Annotated in this window: 15 protein-coding genes; 7 read left to right on the forward strand and 8 right to left on the reverse strand. The window is 69.9% G+C overall.

Annotation, left to right across the window (positions count from 1 at the left end; genetic code table 11):
* The first annotated feature begins 3 nt into the window (after window positions 1-3).
* Entirely contained in the window at window positions 4-840 is an 837-nt protein-coding gene (locus KV203_RS07690) for a DUF3710 domain-containing protein (protein ID WP_373279235.1), read from the forward strand.
* Window positions 841-848: 8 nt separating this feature from the next.
* Here KV203_RS07690 and KV203_RS07695 read toward each other — a convergent pair whose 3' ends face one another.
* Window positions 849-1,586 carry an alpha/beta fold hydrolase gene (locus KV203_RS07695; RefSeq protein ID WP_157079844.1) on the reverse strand — a complete coding sequence of 246 codons (738 nt, stop codon included), beginning with the start codon at window positions 1,584-1,586 and terminating at the stop codon, window positions 849-851.
* Window positions 1,587-1,710: 124 nt separating this feature from the next.
* On the opposite strand from KV203_RS07695, the gene KV203_RS07700 reads away from it, so the two are divergent.
* From KV203_RS07700 to KV203_RS07710, 3 genes are all read left to right on the forward strand, one after another.
* The gene (locus KV203_RS07700; protein ID WP_066471859.1) at window positions 1,711-2,088 is read left to right on the forward strand and encodes an OB-fold nucleic acid binding domain-containing protein; all 378 of its coding nucleotides are present in this window, start codon (window positions 1,711-1,713) and stop codon (window positions 2,086-2,088) included.
* Window positions 2,089-2,208: 120 nt separating this feature from the next.
* Complete coding sequence (locus KV203_RS07705) at window positions 2,209-2,793, forward strand: DUF3159 domain-containing protein (protein WP_066471857.1); 585 nt, start codon at window positions 2,209-2,211, stop codon at window positions 2,791-2,793.
* A gap of 109 nt (window positions 2,794-2,902) precedes the next feature.
* The gene (locus tag KV203_RS07710) at window positions 2,903-4,168 is read left to right on the forward strand and encodes a pentapeptide repeat-containing protein (RefSeq protein WP_157079843.1); all 1,266 of its coding nucleotides are present in this window, start codon (window positions 2,903-2,905) and stop codon (window positions 4,166-4,168) included.
* Window positions 4,169-4,177: 9 nt separating this feature from the next.
* On the opposite strand, the gene KV203_RS07715 is transcribed toward KV203_RS07710, so the two are convergent.
* Window positions 4,178-4,834: a potassium channel family protein gene (locus KV203_RS07715; protein WP_066471684.1), complete on the reverse strand. Its 657-nt coding sequence runs from the start codon at window positions 4,832-4,834 to the stop codon at window positions 4,178-4,180.
* Window positions 4,835-4,857: 23 nt separating this feature from the next.
* The gene (locus KV203_RS07720; protein ID WP_066471683.1) at window positions 4,858-5,526 is read right to left on the reverse strand and encodes a potassium channel family protein; all 669 of its coding nucleotides are present in this window, start codon (window positions 5,524-5,526) and stop codon (window positions 4,858-4,860) included.
* An 84-nt stretch (window positions 5,527-5,610) separates the two neighbouring features.
* Here KV203_RS07720 and KV203_RS07725 point away from each other — a divergent pair, with 84 nt between their 5' ends.
* Window positions 5,611-7,593 (forward strand): APC family permease, encoded by a 1,983-nt coding sequence (locus KV203_RS07725; protein WP_066471672.1) that lies wholly within the window; start codon window positions 5,611-5,613, stop codon window positions 7,591-7,593.
* A gap of 11 nt (window positions 7,594-7,604) precedes the next feature.
* A complete protein-coding gene (locus KV203_RS07730) occupies window positions 7,605-8,855 on the forward strand; it encodes a class I SAM-dependent RNA methyltransferase (protein WP_246600725.1) in 1,251 nt (416 codons plus the stop codon).
* A 276-nt stretch (window positions 8,856-9,131) separates the two neighbouring features.
* Here KV203_RS07730 and KV203_RS07735 read toward each other — a convergent pair whose 3' ends face one another.
* From KV203_RS07735 to KV203_RS07750, 4 genes are all read right to left on the reverse strand, one after another.
* Window positions 9,132-9,737, reverse strand: coding sequence for a TIGR03086 family metal-binding protein (locus KV203_RS07735; protein WP_066471663.1), 606 nt, complete (start codon window positions 9,735-9,737; stop codon window positions 9,132-9,134).
* The gene (locus KV203_RS07740) at window positions 9,734-10,219 is read right to left on the reverse strand and encodes an SRPBCC family protein (protein ID WP_066471661.1); all 486 of its coding nucleotides are present in this window, start codon (window positions 10,217-10,219) and stop codon (window positions 9,734-9,736) included. The genes KV203_RS07735 and KV203_RS07740 overlap by 4 nt, the downstream gene beginning before the upstream one ends.
* Complete coding sequence (locus KV203_RS07745; RefSeq protein ID WP_246600742.1) at window positions 10,216-10,611, reverse strand: ArsR/SmtB family transcription factor; 396 nt, start codon at window positions 10,609-10,611, stop codon at window positions 10,216-10,218. The genes KV203_RS07740 and KV203_RS07745 overlap by 4 nt, the downstream gene beginning before the upstream one ends.
* 69 nt (window positions 10,612-10,680) lie before the next feature.
* Window positions 10,681-11,373, reverse strand: a complete 693-nt coding sequence (locus KV203_RS07750; RefSeq protein ID WP_066471655.1) for an SIMPL domain-containing protein — start codon at window positions 11,371-11,373, stop codon at window positions 10,681-10,683.
* Between the two features lie 215 nt (window positions 11,374-11,588).
* Between KV203_RS07750 and dxs the strand changes: the two genes are divergently transcribed.
* Window positions 11,589-13,517: a 1-deoxy-D-xylulose-5-phosphate synthase gene (gene dxs / locus KV203_RS07755; RefSeq protein WP_066471853.1), complete on the forward strand. Its 1,929-nt coding sequence runs from the start codon at window positions 11,589-11,591 to the stop codon at window positions 13,515-13,517.
* A gap of 26 nt (window positions 13,518-13,543) precedes the next feature.
* Here the strand turns inward: dxs and KV203_RS07760 are convergent, their stop codons facing one another.
* On the reverse strand, window positions 13,544-14,800 hold the full coding sequence (locus KV203_RS07760) for an HRDC domain-containing protein (protein ID WP_066471653.1): 1,257 nt from the start codon (window positions 14,798-14,800) through the stop codon (window positions 13,544-13,546).
* Window positions 14,801-14,863: the final 63 nt, after the last annotated feature.

The raw sequence follows: 14,863 nt of genomic DNA on the forward strand, positions 1-14,863 counted from the left end.
GGCATCTTCGGACGACGTCGGGCGGCGCCGGAACCGGCGACGGGCACGCACCGGATCCGGGCTGCGGCCGCACCGAGCACATCGGACAGCGTGGCCACGCCGGAGCCGCCGCCGGCCGCCGCATCCGCGGATCCGATCCCGGCCGGCGAGGCCGGTCGACCTGCGGGAATCGGGCCGTACGACTTTCTCGACGTCGAGGACCGCCTCGACGACATCGCTCCGCAACGACTCGATCTCGGCTCGGTGATCCTGCCGTTGCCCGCCGAGGTGCAGTTACAGGTGGAGCTGGCGCCGGACGGATCGCCGCAGGCGGTCCATCTGGCCACCGACCAGGGCCGGGTCACCGTCGCCGCCTACGCCGCACCGAAATCCGCCGGGCAATGGCGCTCGGTGGTCGCCGATCTCGCCGAACAGCTCCGCTCGGACGACTCGCAGGTTTCGGTCGAAGCGGGGCCGTGGGGCCGGGAGCTCGTGGCGATCACGCCGCAGGCCGACATCCGTTTCGTCGGCGTCGACGGGTACCGCTGGATGGTGCGGATGATCGCGGCCGGGCCGCGCGGCGCGGTCGCCGACGGTACGCCGCTGGTGACGGTGGCCCGGTCGATCTTGGCCGGGACGGTGGTCCGTCGGGACGACGAGCCGCGTCCGGTCCGGACGCCGCTGCGGGTGGAGCTACCCGCCGAGGTCGCCGAGCAGCTGGCGTCGGCACACCGCGGACGGGCCGAGCCGGGCGAGGCGCCGGGGACGGCTCCGAACCCGACCGCGCAGGCCCCCGCCCCGGCCGCGTCCGACCATCCCCGGCGCAGTGCCCAGGGCTCGGCGATGCAGCAGCTCGGGTAGCGGCCGGATCAGTCTCCGGCGTCCGATCGCGGCGCGCCCAGGTGTGGAGCCAGGCGGTCGAGCGCTGCCAGACAGGCGTGACCGAGGGCTGCCGGGTCGGCACCGATCTCGGTGAGGGTCAGTGCGGTCGACATCGCGTGGGGCAAAAGCCGGGCCCACTGCTCGGCCACCACCGACGGGTGGACCGGATCGTCGGTCGCCGCGGCGATGCCGCATGGCGTTTCGGTCCGGCGCAGTTCGGCGACGGTAGGGCCGGGGTAGTCGGCCGCCTCGTCCAACGCGTCCGGCAGGTGCGGCCACTGTGCTGCCCAGGATCGGGACAGCGTCTCGGCCAGCCACGCCGGGCTGCTCGCCCGCATCCGCTCGGTCACCGCGGCGAGTCCGTCGATCCGCAACTGTCGCGCGGTGGCGCGTGCACTCAGCGCAGCGGGAGCGTCACCGGCGGCCCCGGTCCAGGCCGGCAGCGCGGCCAGCACACCGGCGACCCGTCCGGGCTGCTCGCCGGTCCACCGGAGGGCTACCGCCGCACCGATCGAAATCCCGCCGACCAGGATGCGACCATGCCGCTCGGCCGCCCGGTCCAGCGCCTCGAGATAGCTCGCGACCACCCGACGTGGATCGGGCGATACCGGGTGCACGGCAATATTCCGTCGCTGCAACGCCGGACCGAACGCAGATTCGGCGAACGTCGCATCCGAACCGGTGCCGGGCAGCAGGACGGCTACTGTCGCGCGAGGCAATACCACGGACGCCGATTGTGCCCGCACCGTGACCGGTCCGGGTGGGGTCGTGGTGTTCCCCGACGGTCGTACCGCGGTTAGAGTGATGGGCGAGAACCGTATCGTTCGAGCTTTTGCAGGAGCGGCACCGATGGCATCTGCGGCCTCAGGGTATTTCAGCCGGCTGCGCCGTCGGCTTACCGAAGATATCGATCGGCTCGACGCGGAGGAAATGGCCGAATCCGCCGACGCGTCGGGCGCTCATCGCGCGGCCGACTGTTGTCGCGGCGACGAGGTGACCATGCTCGGCCGGCTGCGCAGCGTCGCCGCCTGTTCGAAATCCGGCGATGCCGCGGTGCAAGCCGAATTCTACGACGGTACCGATTCGGTGACGCTCGTCTGGATCGGCCGGCGGCGCATCCCCGGCCTGGAGCCCGGCCGCAACGTGCTGGTTCGGGGCCGGGTCGGTGATCGTGACGGGTCCAAAGTGATCTACAACCCGTACTACGAGTTGCGCGAACGCGCGTAGTCGACGCGGACGCGGGCGTCGCTGTGGCACGCTCGACAGGTGAGCGAAACTCGACGAACCGACGCGGCAGCCCCGGCCGAGCCGCCCACCGATACCGCTCCGCCCACTCTGCTCGAGCAGATGGGTGGCATCAGCGGTCTGGTGTATTCGTCGCTGCCGATCCTGGTTTTCGTCCCGGCCAACGCGATCTGGGGTCTCGCCGTCGCGATCTGGGTGGCGCTCGGCATCGCGGCCGCGATCCTGGTCTGGCGGCTGATTCGGCGGGATCCGATCCAGCCCGCGATCTCGGGTTTCGTCGGCGTCGGTATCTCGGCGTTCATCGCCTATCGGGTCGGGGATGCGAAGGGATTCTTCCTCTTCGGCATCTACACGAGTTTGGTCTACGGCGCGGTGTTCTTGTTGTCGATCCTGATCAGGTGGCCGTTGGTCGGGGTCGTCTGGCACGGGATCAACGGCGACGGGCATGCGTGGCGGCGCGATCGGCGGGCGATGCGGGGCTACGAGATCGCGACGGCGGCGTGGACGGCGGTGTTCGCCGCACGGTATCTGGTGCAGTCTCAGCTCTACGACGCCGACCGCGAAGGTCTGCTGGCCGTGGCCCGAATCGCGATGGGTTGGCCGCTTGCCGCGCTGGCGTTCGGGGTCACCGTATGGGCGGTGCGGCGGGCGGGTGGCCGCGAGCTGATTCGACCGGCCGGCCGGTAGGTTCCCGTCGACGCACCGGTAGGTTTCCGGACGACACACCGGTAGGTTTCCGAGCGACACAGTTGCAGGGTTGGCGACACGGCGTGTCGCAGTGGTGGAGGATGGATCCGTGCGTGCTAAGTGGATGCGCCGGGTCGGGCTGGCGATGCTGGTATCGGTCGCTGGGGCGGCCGGAGTGCTGGCGGGAATGTGGTTGACCGACTCGGGAACGAGACTCGGCACCATCGAGTTGGGTTCGCGGGAGTTCTGGACCGTGGCCGCGTTGCCGTTGGCGACAGTTGCGGTCGGGCTGGCCGCGCTCGCCGCGGGCGGGATGGTCTACGCCGGTGCACGGCGACTACTGCTGCAGCGTGGCGAGCATCATCGCGAGGACACCCACCGGGAGCGGGAAGCCGCACTGCGCGGCCGCTATGCCAACGTGTCCGAACAGCTCGCGCACCCGTCGCCGGCGGTCCGGCTGGCCGCCGTGTACGCGGTGGCGGCGTTGGCCGACGACTGGCGCACCCTCGGCGACGAGCGGGAGCAACGGGTCTGCATCGAGTTGCTGCGTGCCTACCTGCGGGTGCCGGTACCGATGCCGACCGCCGATGCCGAGATCGGCGATGGTGAGCGAGAAGTTCGCCAGACCATCGTCCGGCTGATCGCGGATCGGGCCCGCCTGGCCGACGACGATCGGCGGCGCTGGAATCCGGACGAGACCAGCCTGTCCCGGTGCTCCTTGCGCGATCTGGATCTGAGCAACACGAACCTGGTCGACGGCGACCTGTCCGACGCCGACCTGTCCGGGGCGACCCTGACCGGCGCCAACCTGTCCGGTGCTCGGTTGGTGGATGCCAACCTGACCAATACCCGGATTCGGGCAATTCTTGCCGGCGCCGATCTGACCAGCGCGAACCTGTTCGGCGCGGTGCTCTCGGATGCAAATCTGGCGGAGGCCAACCTGACCGCGGCGAACCTGACCGACGCCACCCTGGTGCGGGCGAACTTGACCAAGGCAAACCTGACCGGGGCCGCGCCCGCCGGTGCCGACCTCACCGACGCCAAGATGGCCGGCGCAACCCTGACCTTTGCCCACCTGACCCGTGCCGACCTGGGCGGTGCTCAGCTCGATGGTGCCGACCTCAGCTTCGCCAACCTCACCGACGCCGACCTGACCGGGGCGAACCTGACCCAGGCCAGCGTGCTCGGCGCCAACCTGACCCGGGCCGATCTGACCAAGGCGGTGTTGGTCGGCGCAAACATGCGCCGAGCCGACCTGACCGACGCCAATTTCGCCGGTGCGGACCTGACCGACGCCGAACTCAGCGACTACCTCTACACCGACGCCACCCGCTGGCCGGACGGCTTCGCCCCTCCGTTGACCCGCGGAAGCTGAGCGGGTCAGCTACCGTCCGACGGCTTGTCGCAGTTCGTCTTCGACCTCGACCGAGGTGACGAACAGCAGCTCGTCGCCGCCTTCGATCGGGTCGTCGGGCTGCGGCACGATCACCCGGCCGCCGCGCAGAATTGTGACCAGCGCCGCGTCCCGCGGGAGCGCCAGCTTACGGATCGGTTTACCGGCCAACGCAGTGTTGGCGGGCAGGGTGATCTCGACCAGGTTCGCCTGTCCCTGGCGCAGCGTCATCAGTCGGACCAGATCGCCCACCGATACCGCCTCTTCGACCAGCGAGGCCAGGATCCGCGGCGTGGACACCGCCACGTCGACGCCCCAGGCGGCCCCGAACAGCCACTCGTTGCCGGGATCGTTCACCCGAGCGACCACGCGACGTACTCCGAACTCGGTCTTGGCCAGCAGGCTGAGCACCAGATTTGCCTTGTCGTCGCCGGTGGCGGCGATCACGACGTCGTAGTCCTGCAGGCGCGCGGACTCCAGCAGGGACAGCTCACACGCGTCCGCGTGCGCCCAGATGGCGTCCGGGATCGCCGCCGGATCGATGTTCGCGGTATCCCGCTCCAAAAGCATGACCGAATGACCGGCGCGGACCAGCTCTCGGGCGATCGAGCGGCCGACCGCGCCAGCCCCGGCGATGGCTACTTTCACGGTTTCCCCACTCTTCGGGTCCTTCAGTTGTCGGCCGGCGGTGGCTGCGCTGCCCGCGCGAGCGCCTCACCCACCGTTCCGGATACCGCCGCGATATAGACGGTGTCGTCAGCTTGCAACACCGTGCGCACGTTCGGTAGTACGCCCTCGCCGAATCGGATCAGGAATGCCACCCGCGCGGCGGTCACCTCTTCCAACTCCCGCACGCTACGGCCGTACCAGTCCTCGTTCAGTTCGACCAACTGGGCGATCACCACGGCACCGGACGGCTCGCGCCACTTGGTCGGCACCGTATCGGATACCAGCGTGCTCATGAATCGGTCCACGGTCCACAGCACGGTCGCCACCGTGGGAATGCCGAGTCGCTCGTACACCGCCGCACGTTTGGTGTCGTAGATCCGCGCGACCACCTTGTCGATGCCGAACGTCTCCCGCGCAACCCGAGCGGAGATGATGTTCGAGTTGTCGCCGGACGATACGGCGGCGAATGCGTCGGCGCGTTCGATCCCGGCCGCGATCAGCACGTCTCGATCGAAACCGGCGCCGACGATCGTCTGTCCGGCGAAGTCCGGGCCGAGCCGCTGGAACGCGCCGGCGTCCCGGTCGATCACTGCGACGTCGTGGCCGACCCGTAGCAACGCGGCCGCGAGCGAGGCGCCGACCCGGCCGCACCCCATCACCACGACATACACTGTGTACTTCCTCACTTCCGGCGGGCGGGGAATGTCCCCGCCAAGCCAAGTGTCGATTCGGTCCGGACGCTTTACGCTCGACCGGTGTCCAAGCTTACGACCGCCACGAAGCGGCTGCTGCTCGGTAGGCCGTTCCGCAGCGACACGCTGGGCCACACGCTACTGCCGAAGCGCATCGCGCTTCCGGTATTTGCTTCCGACGCCTTGTCCTCGGTGGCCTATGCACCGGAGGAGATCTTCCTGGTGCTGTCGACCGCCGGCCTGTCCGCGTACGTCTACGCACCCTGGATCGGCGTCGCCGTCGCGTTGGTGATGACCGTTGTCGTCGCCAGCTACCGGCAGAACGTGCGCGCCTACCCGTCCGGCGGCGGCGACTACGAGGTGGCCACCACCAACCTCGGCCCGACAGCGGGCCTGGTGGTCGGCAGCGCGCTGCTGGTGGACTACGTCCTGACGGTGGCGGTATCGATTTCGTCGGCCGCCTCCAACATCGGCTCGGCGATCCCGTTCGTGAGCACGCACAAGGTGCTGTTCGCGGTCGCCGCCATCGCCATCCTGACCGCCGTCAACCTGCGCGGCATCCGGGAGTCCGGCACTGCGTTCGCGATTCCCACCTACGCTTTCATGATCGGCATGTACGGCATGCTCGCCTGGGGGTTGGTCCGGGCATTCGTGCTCGGTGACGACATCCACGCCGAATCGGCCGGCTTCGAGCTGCGCGCCGAGGACGACCACCTGCTGGGGATCGCGTTCATCTTCTTGATCGCGCGAGCCTTCTCGTCCGGGTGCGCGGCGTTGACCGGGGTCGAGGCGATCAGCAACGGTGTGCCGGCGTTCCGCAAGCCGAAGTCGCGCAACGCCGCCACGACCCTGTTGCTGCTCGGGGTGATCGCCGTCTCGTTGTTCATGGGCATTCTGGTGCTCGCCGAGCGGATCGGCATCGTCTACGCGCACGACCCGTCGAACCTGATCGGTGCCCCGGCCGACTACGAGCAGAAGACGTTGATCGCGCAGCTGGCACACGCTGTGTTCGGCAGCTTTACCGCGGGGTTCTACTTCATCACCGTGGTCACCGCGCTGATCCTGGTGCTGGCGGCGAACACGGCGTTCAACGGTTTCCCGGTGCTCGGTTCGGTGCTCGCCCAGGACCGATTCCTGCCGCGGCAGTTGCATACCCGGGGGGATCGCCTCGCCTTCAGCAACGGCATCTTGTTCTTGGCCGGCGCCGCGATCGCGTTCGTGGTGCTGTTCGGTGCCGAGGTGACCAAGCTGATCCAGCTCTACATCGTCGGTGTGTTCGTCTCGTTCGTGCTCAGTCAGACCGGGATGCTGCGGCACTGGACCCGGCTGCTGGCCACCGAGACCGACCCGGAGCTACGGCGGCACATGCGACGGTCGCGGGTGATCAACGCGATCGGGCTGGTGATGACTGCGACGGTCCTGGTGATCGTGCTGATCACGAAGTTCTTCGCCGGTGCGTGGATCGCCATCGTGACGATGGCGGCGTTGTACTTCGTCATGCGATCGATCCGCCGGCATTACGAATCGGTCGATCGAGAGCTCGGCGAGTACGAATGGGACGGCTCGTTGCCCAGCCGGACCCACTCGATCGTGCTGGTCTCCAAACTGCACATGCCGACGCTGCGCGCGCTCGCCTACGCCCGGGCCACCCGGCCGGACACGCTGGAGGCGATCACGGTGAACGTCGACGAGGCCGACACCCGGGCCCTGGTACGCGAGTGGGAGCGCTCGGATGTCGCGGTGCCGTTGAAGGTGATCGAGTCGCCGTATCGCGAGGTCACCAAGCCGGTGCTGGACTATGTGAAACGGATCCGCAAGGACTCCCCGCGGGAGGTGGTCACCGTGTTCATTCCGGAGTACGTGGTCGGGCATTGGTGGGAGCAGGTACTGCACAACCAGAGCGCGCTGCGGCTCAAGGGACGGCTGTTGTTCGAGCCCGGGGTGATGGTGACCAGTGTGCCGTGGCAGTTGATGTCGTCCGAGCGCGCGAAACAAGTCGGCTACGAGAGCGCCCCCGGCGCGATCCGCCGCGGCTACGACCAGTAGCGGGTGCCGTGGTGAGCGTCGAAGTGGAGCTGGTGCTCGGTGGGCCGGCGCACGGCGGGAGTTGCGTCGGCCGGTGGGACGGGCGGGCGGTGTTCGTCCGGCACGGGCTCCCCGGCGAGCGGGTCCGCGCCCGGATCACCGAGGATCGAGGTGGGCGGTTCTGTCACGCCGATGCGGTGGAGATCCTCGACCCGTCGCCGGATCGGGTGCCGGCCGTCTGTCCGGACGCCGGTCCGGGTGGCGCGGGGTGTTGCGACCTGTCGCACGCCGCCCTGCCGGCCCAGCGGGTGCTCAAGGCGACCGTGGTGGCCGAACAGCTGCGCCGGATCGCGCACGTGTCGCCGACCGTGACCGTCGAGCCGCTGGCCGGATCGGCGACCGGCTGGCGGACGCGGTTGCGCCTCGCGGTGGACGGCGCGGGCCGGGCCGGGATTCGCCGTTACCACAGCACGACGCTCGCGACCGGTCTGCGCTGTCCCCAGCCGGTGTCCGGGCTGCTGACCGACCTGAGCGAGCGACGCTGGCAGCCCCATGCGGAACTGGTCGTCGTGCGCGACGGTGCCGGCACGCGTCACCTGGTCGAGCTGGCCCCGGCGCCGGTCTCGCGAACCGGCCGGCGCAGCCCGGGCCGACGCGGGGCCACCTCGCGGCGGGCTGCTGCCGGCGCCGTGCGGGCCGAACGCGTGCTGGCCGGTTCCGGGCGGGTCCACGAGCACGTCGCCGGCCGGTCCTGGGAGTTTGCGGCCACCGGCTTCTGGCAAGCGCATCAGGAAGCAGCGCAACGATATTCGGACCTCATCGGGGAATGGGCCGACCTCGGGCCGGGCGCGACGGCGTGGGATCTGTACAGCGGTGTCGGGGTTTTTGCCGCCCGGCTGGCCGAACAGGTGGGCATGTCCGGGACCGTGGTCGCGGTGGACTCGGCGGAGTCTGCCGTCGCCGCCGGCGCCGCCGCGCTCGCCGATCTCGGTCAGCTCCGCTTCGTCGCCGGCCGGGCGGACCGGCGGCTTGCCGAGCTGCCGGACCCGGATGTGGTCGTGCTCGACCCGCCGCGTTCCGGTGCCGGCGCCGACGTGGTGGCAGCGATCGCGGCGCGGCGGCCGGCTCGGATCGTGCATGTCGGCTGCGATCCGGCGGCGTTCGCCCGGGATGTGGCCGACTACCGGTCCGCCGGCTACGAACTGGACCTGCTCCGGGCGTACGACGCGTTCCCGCTCACCCATCACGTCGAGGTGATCGGCCGGTTCCGGCCGGTCTCGTAACAAGATCATCACTGTCGACCGATACGCCCCGACAGGATGCGTCGGCGCGGCTCGACAACGACGAGGGGTGTTCGTCGCACATGGCAGTCCGGACTCGACGGGATGCGGTTCCATTCGGGAACGCAGTTTTCTCCGGTGATGCAGATCGGGCCGGCCACCCGTCGGGCACGCGAGCGCCGAGTGCTCGATGACCGTGCTGTCGGGCAGCGTGGCGGTGTCGGCGGCGCTCCTGATCGCGCTGGTCGCGCTGGTCGCGGGAATCCGCGGCCGGCTCGATCAGCTCGGTGGGGCCGACCCGCCCGGGCGGGGGTCTCGTCCGATGAAGGCGATCAGCTTGGTCTGTGGGTCGGCGTCTTCGGCCACCGTGACGCGTGGACCGTACTGGCCGCTTGCCCGGAGCAGTTCGTCCATCGGCTCCATCCCGGCGAGCATCCGGGCGCACACCTGCGCGTCCAGGGTTTCGTCCTGCCCGGTGGCCCGGGCCAGGTCCCAGGTATGCAGGAAGACGTCGGCCGTGTAGAAACGGCTGATCGCGAGGTCCAGCGGCAACTCGCCGATATGCGGGTTGCGCAGGGTACGGGAGGTGGTGTCCGGATCGTCCAGCACCGCCTGGACTCCGTCGGTCTGTACCTGCCAGGCCGCGACCGGGTCGTCGTCGACCGCCGGCCCGGTCGGCAGCGTGACTCCGGCGCCCGCATGCAGGAATGCCGGAAACCACTCCACCAGGTGCCGTACCACATCGCGGGCCCGCCAGCCGGCGACCGGAGCCGGAGCGTCCCAGTCCAGGGTGGCGGTGCCGCGGACCCGTTCGGTGAACGCTGCCGCAACCCGTCGGTGTTCGGTGGCCGGAGATTCGTCGGCGTCGGTGGTGGTATCGGTCACGACAGCTCGACCAGCACTGCGTCCAGCTTCCCGTAGCCGTCGTTCACGCCGACTTCCATGCCACTGTGCAGCCAGCCGTCCCGGGCCTCGAACGAGTCACACAGGCTCCGTTCCCGCAGCCGGGTACGCCCGTCGCCGAGATCGATGAAGTCCGCGAAGCCGAGCGAGACCTCGTCGGGCATGCCCTCCCAGGTGAACGTCTGCACGATCCGTTCGGCCGGTTTGAGTTGATGGAAACAACCGTGAAAGCCGAACGTCGCGCCGTCCCGTTCGGCCACATAGCGCCAGCTCCCGCCGTCGCGCGCATCCCAGACCTCGATCGTGTTGGTCATCCCGTTCGGACCGCACCAGCGGGCGAACAGCTCCGGGTCGACGTGCGCCCGGTACACCAGTTCCGGGGGAGCGTCGAACTCCCGGACGATCTCGATGATCGGCAGGGCGGGGTCGGCCGCGATCGTGGCCTCGTTTCGGGTGGTGGTCATGCTGGGCGTCCCTTCGGTTCGGTAGGTGGGGCTGTGGTGTCGAGAGTTTCCGGATCCTGGATGTCGGTCAGGAGCGCGTCCAACCGGCGGTAGCGCTGCTCGGCGCGGCGCCGGTAACGCTCCAGCCACCCGGTCATCAGGTCGAGCACGTCGGCCTCCAGGTGGACCGGCCGGCGTTGCGCCTCACGTCGCCGACTGACCAGTCCGGCCTCGCCGAGCACCTTGAGGTGCTTGGACACGGCTTGCAGGCTGATGTCGTACGGCTCGGCCAGATCGTTCACGGTGGCGTCACCGCCGGCCAACCGAGCAACGAGATCGCGCCGGGTCGGATCGGCAAGCGCGGCGAAGACCCGATCCAGCTGATCGTCGGCCGCCCCGCTGTTCAACTCCACGGTTGAACACTAGGTCGGCGTCTCCGCCGTTGTCAATTGATTGGTTGAATAAGGCCGACGGGCCGGAGCTCAGGCCAGTGCCCAGGTCACCTCGACGTCGGTCCGGATCTCGCTCTCGCCCGGCTCGATCGGCATCGGGGTGGCGGCCGCCGCCATCGCCCGCAACATCGGTCGGGGTTCGCGCGGGCCCGACTGCTCGGTGATGTCGAGCACTGCGCCGAGCCGGCGGCCCGCGAGATCGGCGTATTGCTCGGCGCGGGCGCGCGCGTCGGCCCACGCGGCGTCGCGGGCCCGCACCAACAACTCGCCCGGATCGCGGAAGCTCGAGCTGAAGCCGCCGAGCCGGACGTCGTTGCCGCCGGCAGCCACGGCGGCGGCGATGATCTCGGCCGGGGACGGTCCGCCGGGCGGGGCGGTGCGGTCATGCGATACCGCGGACAACGAGAGCGCAGCGGACAGCGACGCGGTCGCCAGATATCCGGTGATCCGCTGTCCGCGGCGGTCTTCCCATGCGGTTTCGGCCTGCACCGACAGGCCGGTGGTGGTCAGGTCGGCGCCCGCCACACCGCTGTGCCGCAGCGAGGTCAGCACGGCATCGGTGACCCGGCCGGCGTCGGCCCAGGCGAGCGCGACATCCGGCCGTCGGGTTTCCACGGTGAACGACACCTGCATCAGGTCCGGCGTCGCGGCGGCGCGGCCCTGGCCGCGCACGGTAACCGCACCGCGGTCGGCGGCTCGGGCGCTCGGTGGGTAGTCCGGCATCGGTCGCCTCCGCGTCGGTGGGCAGAATCGTCATGGACAAACGTCGTTGCCGATGCTAGCCGCAACCTTTTCGCAACTTATGCCGACGGCGCGCCGCGACTCCGCTCGACACTCCGGTCGGCGCTGTCCGACCTTTCGTAGACTGAGCGGACAAGGGTGTCGTGGCCCGACTGGCCGCGACCGGCGGACAGCCGATCGGCAAGGGAGCGGGTTTCGTGGGTGTTCTTGCCCGGATCGACAGGCCGAGCGATCTGCGCGGGCTCTCCGGCGGGGAGCTGGCCGAGCTGGCTGCGGAGATCCGCGATTTTCTGGTCCGGAAGGTGGCCGCGACCGGCGGGCACCTCGGCCCGAATCTGGGCGTGGTCGAGCTGACGCTGGCCCTGCATCGAGTGTTCGATTCGCCGCGGGATGCGATCGTCTTCGACACCGGTCACCAGGCCTACGTGCACAAGATCGTGACCGGGCGGCGGGACGGTTTCGACCGGCTCCGGATGCAGGGCGGGCTGTCGGGCTATCCGAGCCGGGCCGAGAGCGAACACGACTGGGTGGAGTCCTCGCACGCATCGGCGGCGCTGTCCTACGCGGACGGATTGGCCAAGGCTTTCGAGCTGACCGCCCAGCGGCGACGGCATGTCGTAGCGGTGGTCGGCGACGGCGCGCTCACCGGCGGGATGTGCTGGGAGGCGCTCAACAATATCGCGGCGGGACAGGACCGTCCGGTGGTGATCGTGGTCAACGACAACGGCCGGTCGTACGCGCCGACCATCGGTGGATTGGCCGACCGGCTGGCCGCGCTCCGGCTGCAGCCGGAGTACGAGCGCGCCCTGGAAACCGGTCGTCGTTGGGTCAATCGAGTGCCCGGGGTCGGTCGTTCGTTGTATGCCGTGCTCCATGCCGTGAAGGTAGGGGTCAAGGACGCGGTCAGTCCGCAGGCCTTGTTCAGCGACCTGGGCCTGAAGTATCTCGGTCCGGTGGACGGACACGATCAGGCGGCGCTGGAAGCGGCGCTGCGCCGGGCCAAGGACTATCACGGGCCGATCGTCGTCCATGCGGTCACCCGCAAGGGGATGGGATATCGGCCTGCCGAAGACGATGAAGCCGACCAGATGCACCAGTGTGCGCCGATGGATCCGCGCACGGGCGATCCGTTGGGTGCGGCCGGGGCCCCGGATTGGACCGCGGTGTTCGCCCCCGAGCTCATCGCGCACGGCGAGCGTCGGCCGGACCTGGTCGCGATCACCGCAGCAATGGCCGGCCCGACCGGGCTGGCCGCCTTCGGCGAGCGATTCCCGGATCGGTTCTTCGACGTCGGGATCGCCGAACAGCATGCGGTGACTTCGGCTGCCGGGCTTGCTCTGGGTGGCCTGCATCCGGTCGTCGCGGTCTATTCCACCTTCCTCAACCGCGCTTTCGACCAGGTGTTGATGGACGTCGCGCTGCTCGACCAGCCGGTCACGTTCGTGCTGCACCGGGCCGGGGTGACCGGGCCGGACGGGGCTTCGCACAACGGCGTGTGGGATCTGTCGTTGCTCGGCGTGGTGCCCGGGATGCGGGTCGCAGCTCCGCGGGACGGCGCCACCCTGCGGGAGGAACTGGCCGAGGCGCTCGCGGTCACCACCGGACCGACGGCGATCCGACTGCCCAAGGGTTCGGTCGGGCCCGACATCGCGGCGGTGCAACGAGTGGACGGCGTGGATGTGCTTCGGCTGCCGCCCGGGGACAGCAGTGGTGACGTGCTGATCGTTGCGGTCGGCCCGTTCGCCGAGGTTGCCCTGGCGGCCGCGGAGCTGTTGCAGATCCAGGGGATCGGTGCGATCGTGGTCGATCCGCGCTGGGTGCTGCCGGTAGCCGCGGCGATCGTGCAGCTCGCCGAGCAGGTTCCGTTGGTGGTCACGCTCGAGGACGGTGGCGTGCACGGCGGGGTCGGGGCCGGCGTGTCGGCGGCACTGCGATCGGCCGGGGTCGACGTGCCCTGCCGGGATCTGGGCGTGCCGCAGCAGTTCCTCGATCACGGGTCCCGCAGCGAGGTTCTGGGTGAACTCGGGCTCACCGCGCAGGGTGTCGCGCGGCGGGTGACCGGCTGGATTGCGGCGCTCGACCCGGTCCCGGTCGCCGCGGGTCGCGGAGCCGACGCCGCGTCCTGACCGACTCGACTGCGTAGGTAGCCGGCTCAGCTCGAGCCGAATGCCGCCACCAAGCGCGGGACCACCAGTTCTCGTTGCCATGCCCGGGCCCCGCCTGCCCGCAAGTATTCGTCGACGGCCTCGGCCCGGGCCAGATCGCCGGACCGGACGCCGTCCCAGCACAGTCGGCGCAGCAGGTCGGGAACGAGCAGGTTCTCGGTCGGGATCCGGACCTGCTCGCTCAACCCGGTCATGGCCGCGCGTGCGGCGGTCAGTCGATCTGCCGCTTCCGGGTTGCGCCGGGCCCAACGGTTCGGCGGTGGCGGCCCGTCGAAAGGTTGGCTGGCCGGCGGTAGTTCCTCGGTCGGCAACGCCCGCGCCCGCTCGATGGCATCGAGCCAGGTGCGAGAGAGCCGGCGCTGCCGGGGCCCACCGAACACCGACAGTCGCCGAAGCTCGTCGACGGTGCTCGGGACGACGGATGCCGCCGCGACGATCGCGGCGTCCGGCAGTATCCGGCCCGGCGCGATGTCTCGGTTGCGGGCGAGGTTGTCGCGGGTCGTCCAGAGCTCGCGCACGACGGCCAGTTGCCGCGGCCGGCGCAACGTATGGATCTGCGAGGTGCGTCGCCACCGGTCGGTCCGCGGCGTCGATCGGGTGGCGGTCCGGATGTACTCGAACTCCTCCGCTGCCCAATCGGTCTTACCCTGGGCCGAGAGTTCGGCGGCAATCGCATCCCGGAGCTCCGGGAGCAGTTCGACGTCCAGGGCGGCGTAGTTCAGCCAAGCGTCGGGCAGCGGGCGCTTGGACCAGTCGGCAGCGCCGTGCCCCTTCGCCAGACCGAACCCCAACAGGCGCTCCACCATCGCGGCCAGCCCGACCCGCTCGAAACCGGCCAGCCGCCCGGCTAGCTCGGTGTCGTACAGCCGCATCGGGGTCAGACCGAGGTCGGCCAGGCCGGGTAGGTCCTGGTCGGCGGCATGGAGCGTCCAATCCAGGTCGTTGACCACGGCGATCAGTGGGTCGAGCTCGGCGGCGACCGGGATCGGGTCGATGAGAACGGTTCCGGCGTCGCGTCGCCGCAGCTGGATCAGGTAAGCGCGGGGGGAGTAGCGGAAGCCGGAGGCCCGCTCGGCGTCCACGGCGAGCGGGCCGGTGCCGGCGGCGAGCTGATCGGCCGCCTTGCGCACCCCGTCGGCGGTATCCACCACCGGCGGCACCCCCGCTACGGGAGCGGCAAGCAGCGGAACTGGAGTGGGTTCCGGCGCGTCGGCCGAACCGGCCGTCGCGCCGAACTCTGACATACCCGCACCTTACGTGCGGTTCTGCCCCGGAGTGGTCATGTCCTCGGCGCGTTTTTCCGAAGG

This window comes from Skermania piniformis (assembly GCF_019285775.1).
In the GTDB taxonomy this organism is placed as follows: Bacteria; Actinomycetota; Actinomycetes; order Mycobacteriales; family Mycobacteriaceae; genus Skermania; species Skermania pinensis.

Coding starts and splice junctions, on each gene's coding strand:
- KV203_RS07700 (WP_066471859.1), top strand. CDS start 1,711: ATGGCATCTGCGGCCTCAGGGTATTTCAGCCGGCTGCGCCGTCGGCTT.
- KV203_RS07705 (WP_066471857.1), top strand. CDS start 2,209: ATGGGTGGCATCAGCGGTCTGGTGTATTCGTCGCTGCCGATCCTGGTT.
- KV203_RS07740 (WP_066471661.1), bottom strand. CDS start 10,219: ATGACCACCACCCGAAACGAGGCCACGATCGCGGCCGACCCCGCCCTG.
- KV203_RS07750 (WP_066471655.1), bottom strand. CDS start 11,373: ATGCCGGACTACCCACCGAGCGCCCGAGCCGCCGACCGCGGTGCGGTT.
- KV203_RS07760 (WP_066471653.1), bottom strand. CDS start 14,800: ATGTCAGAGTTCGGCGCGACGGCCGGTTCGGCCGACGCGCCGGAACCC.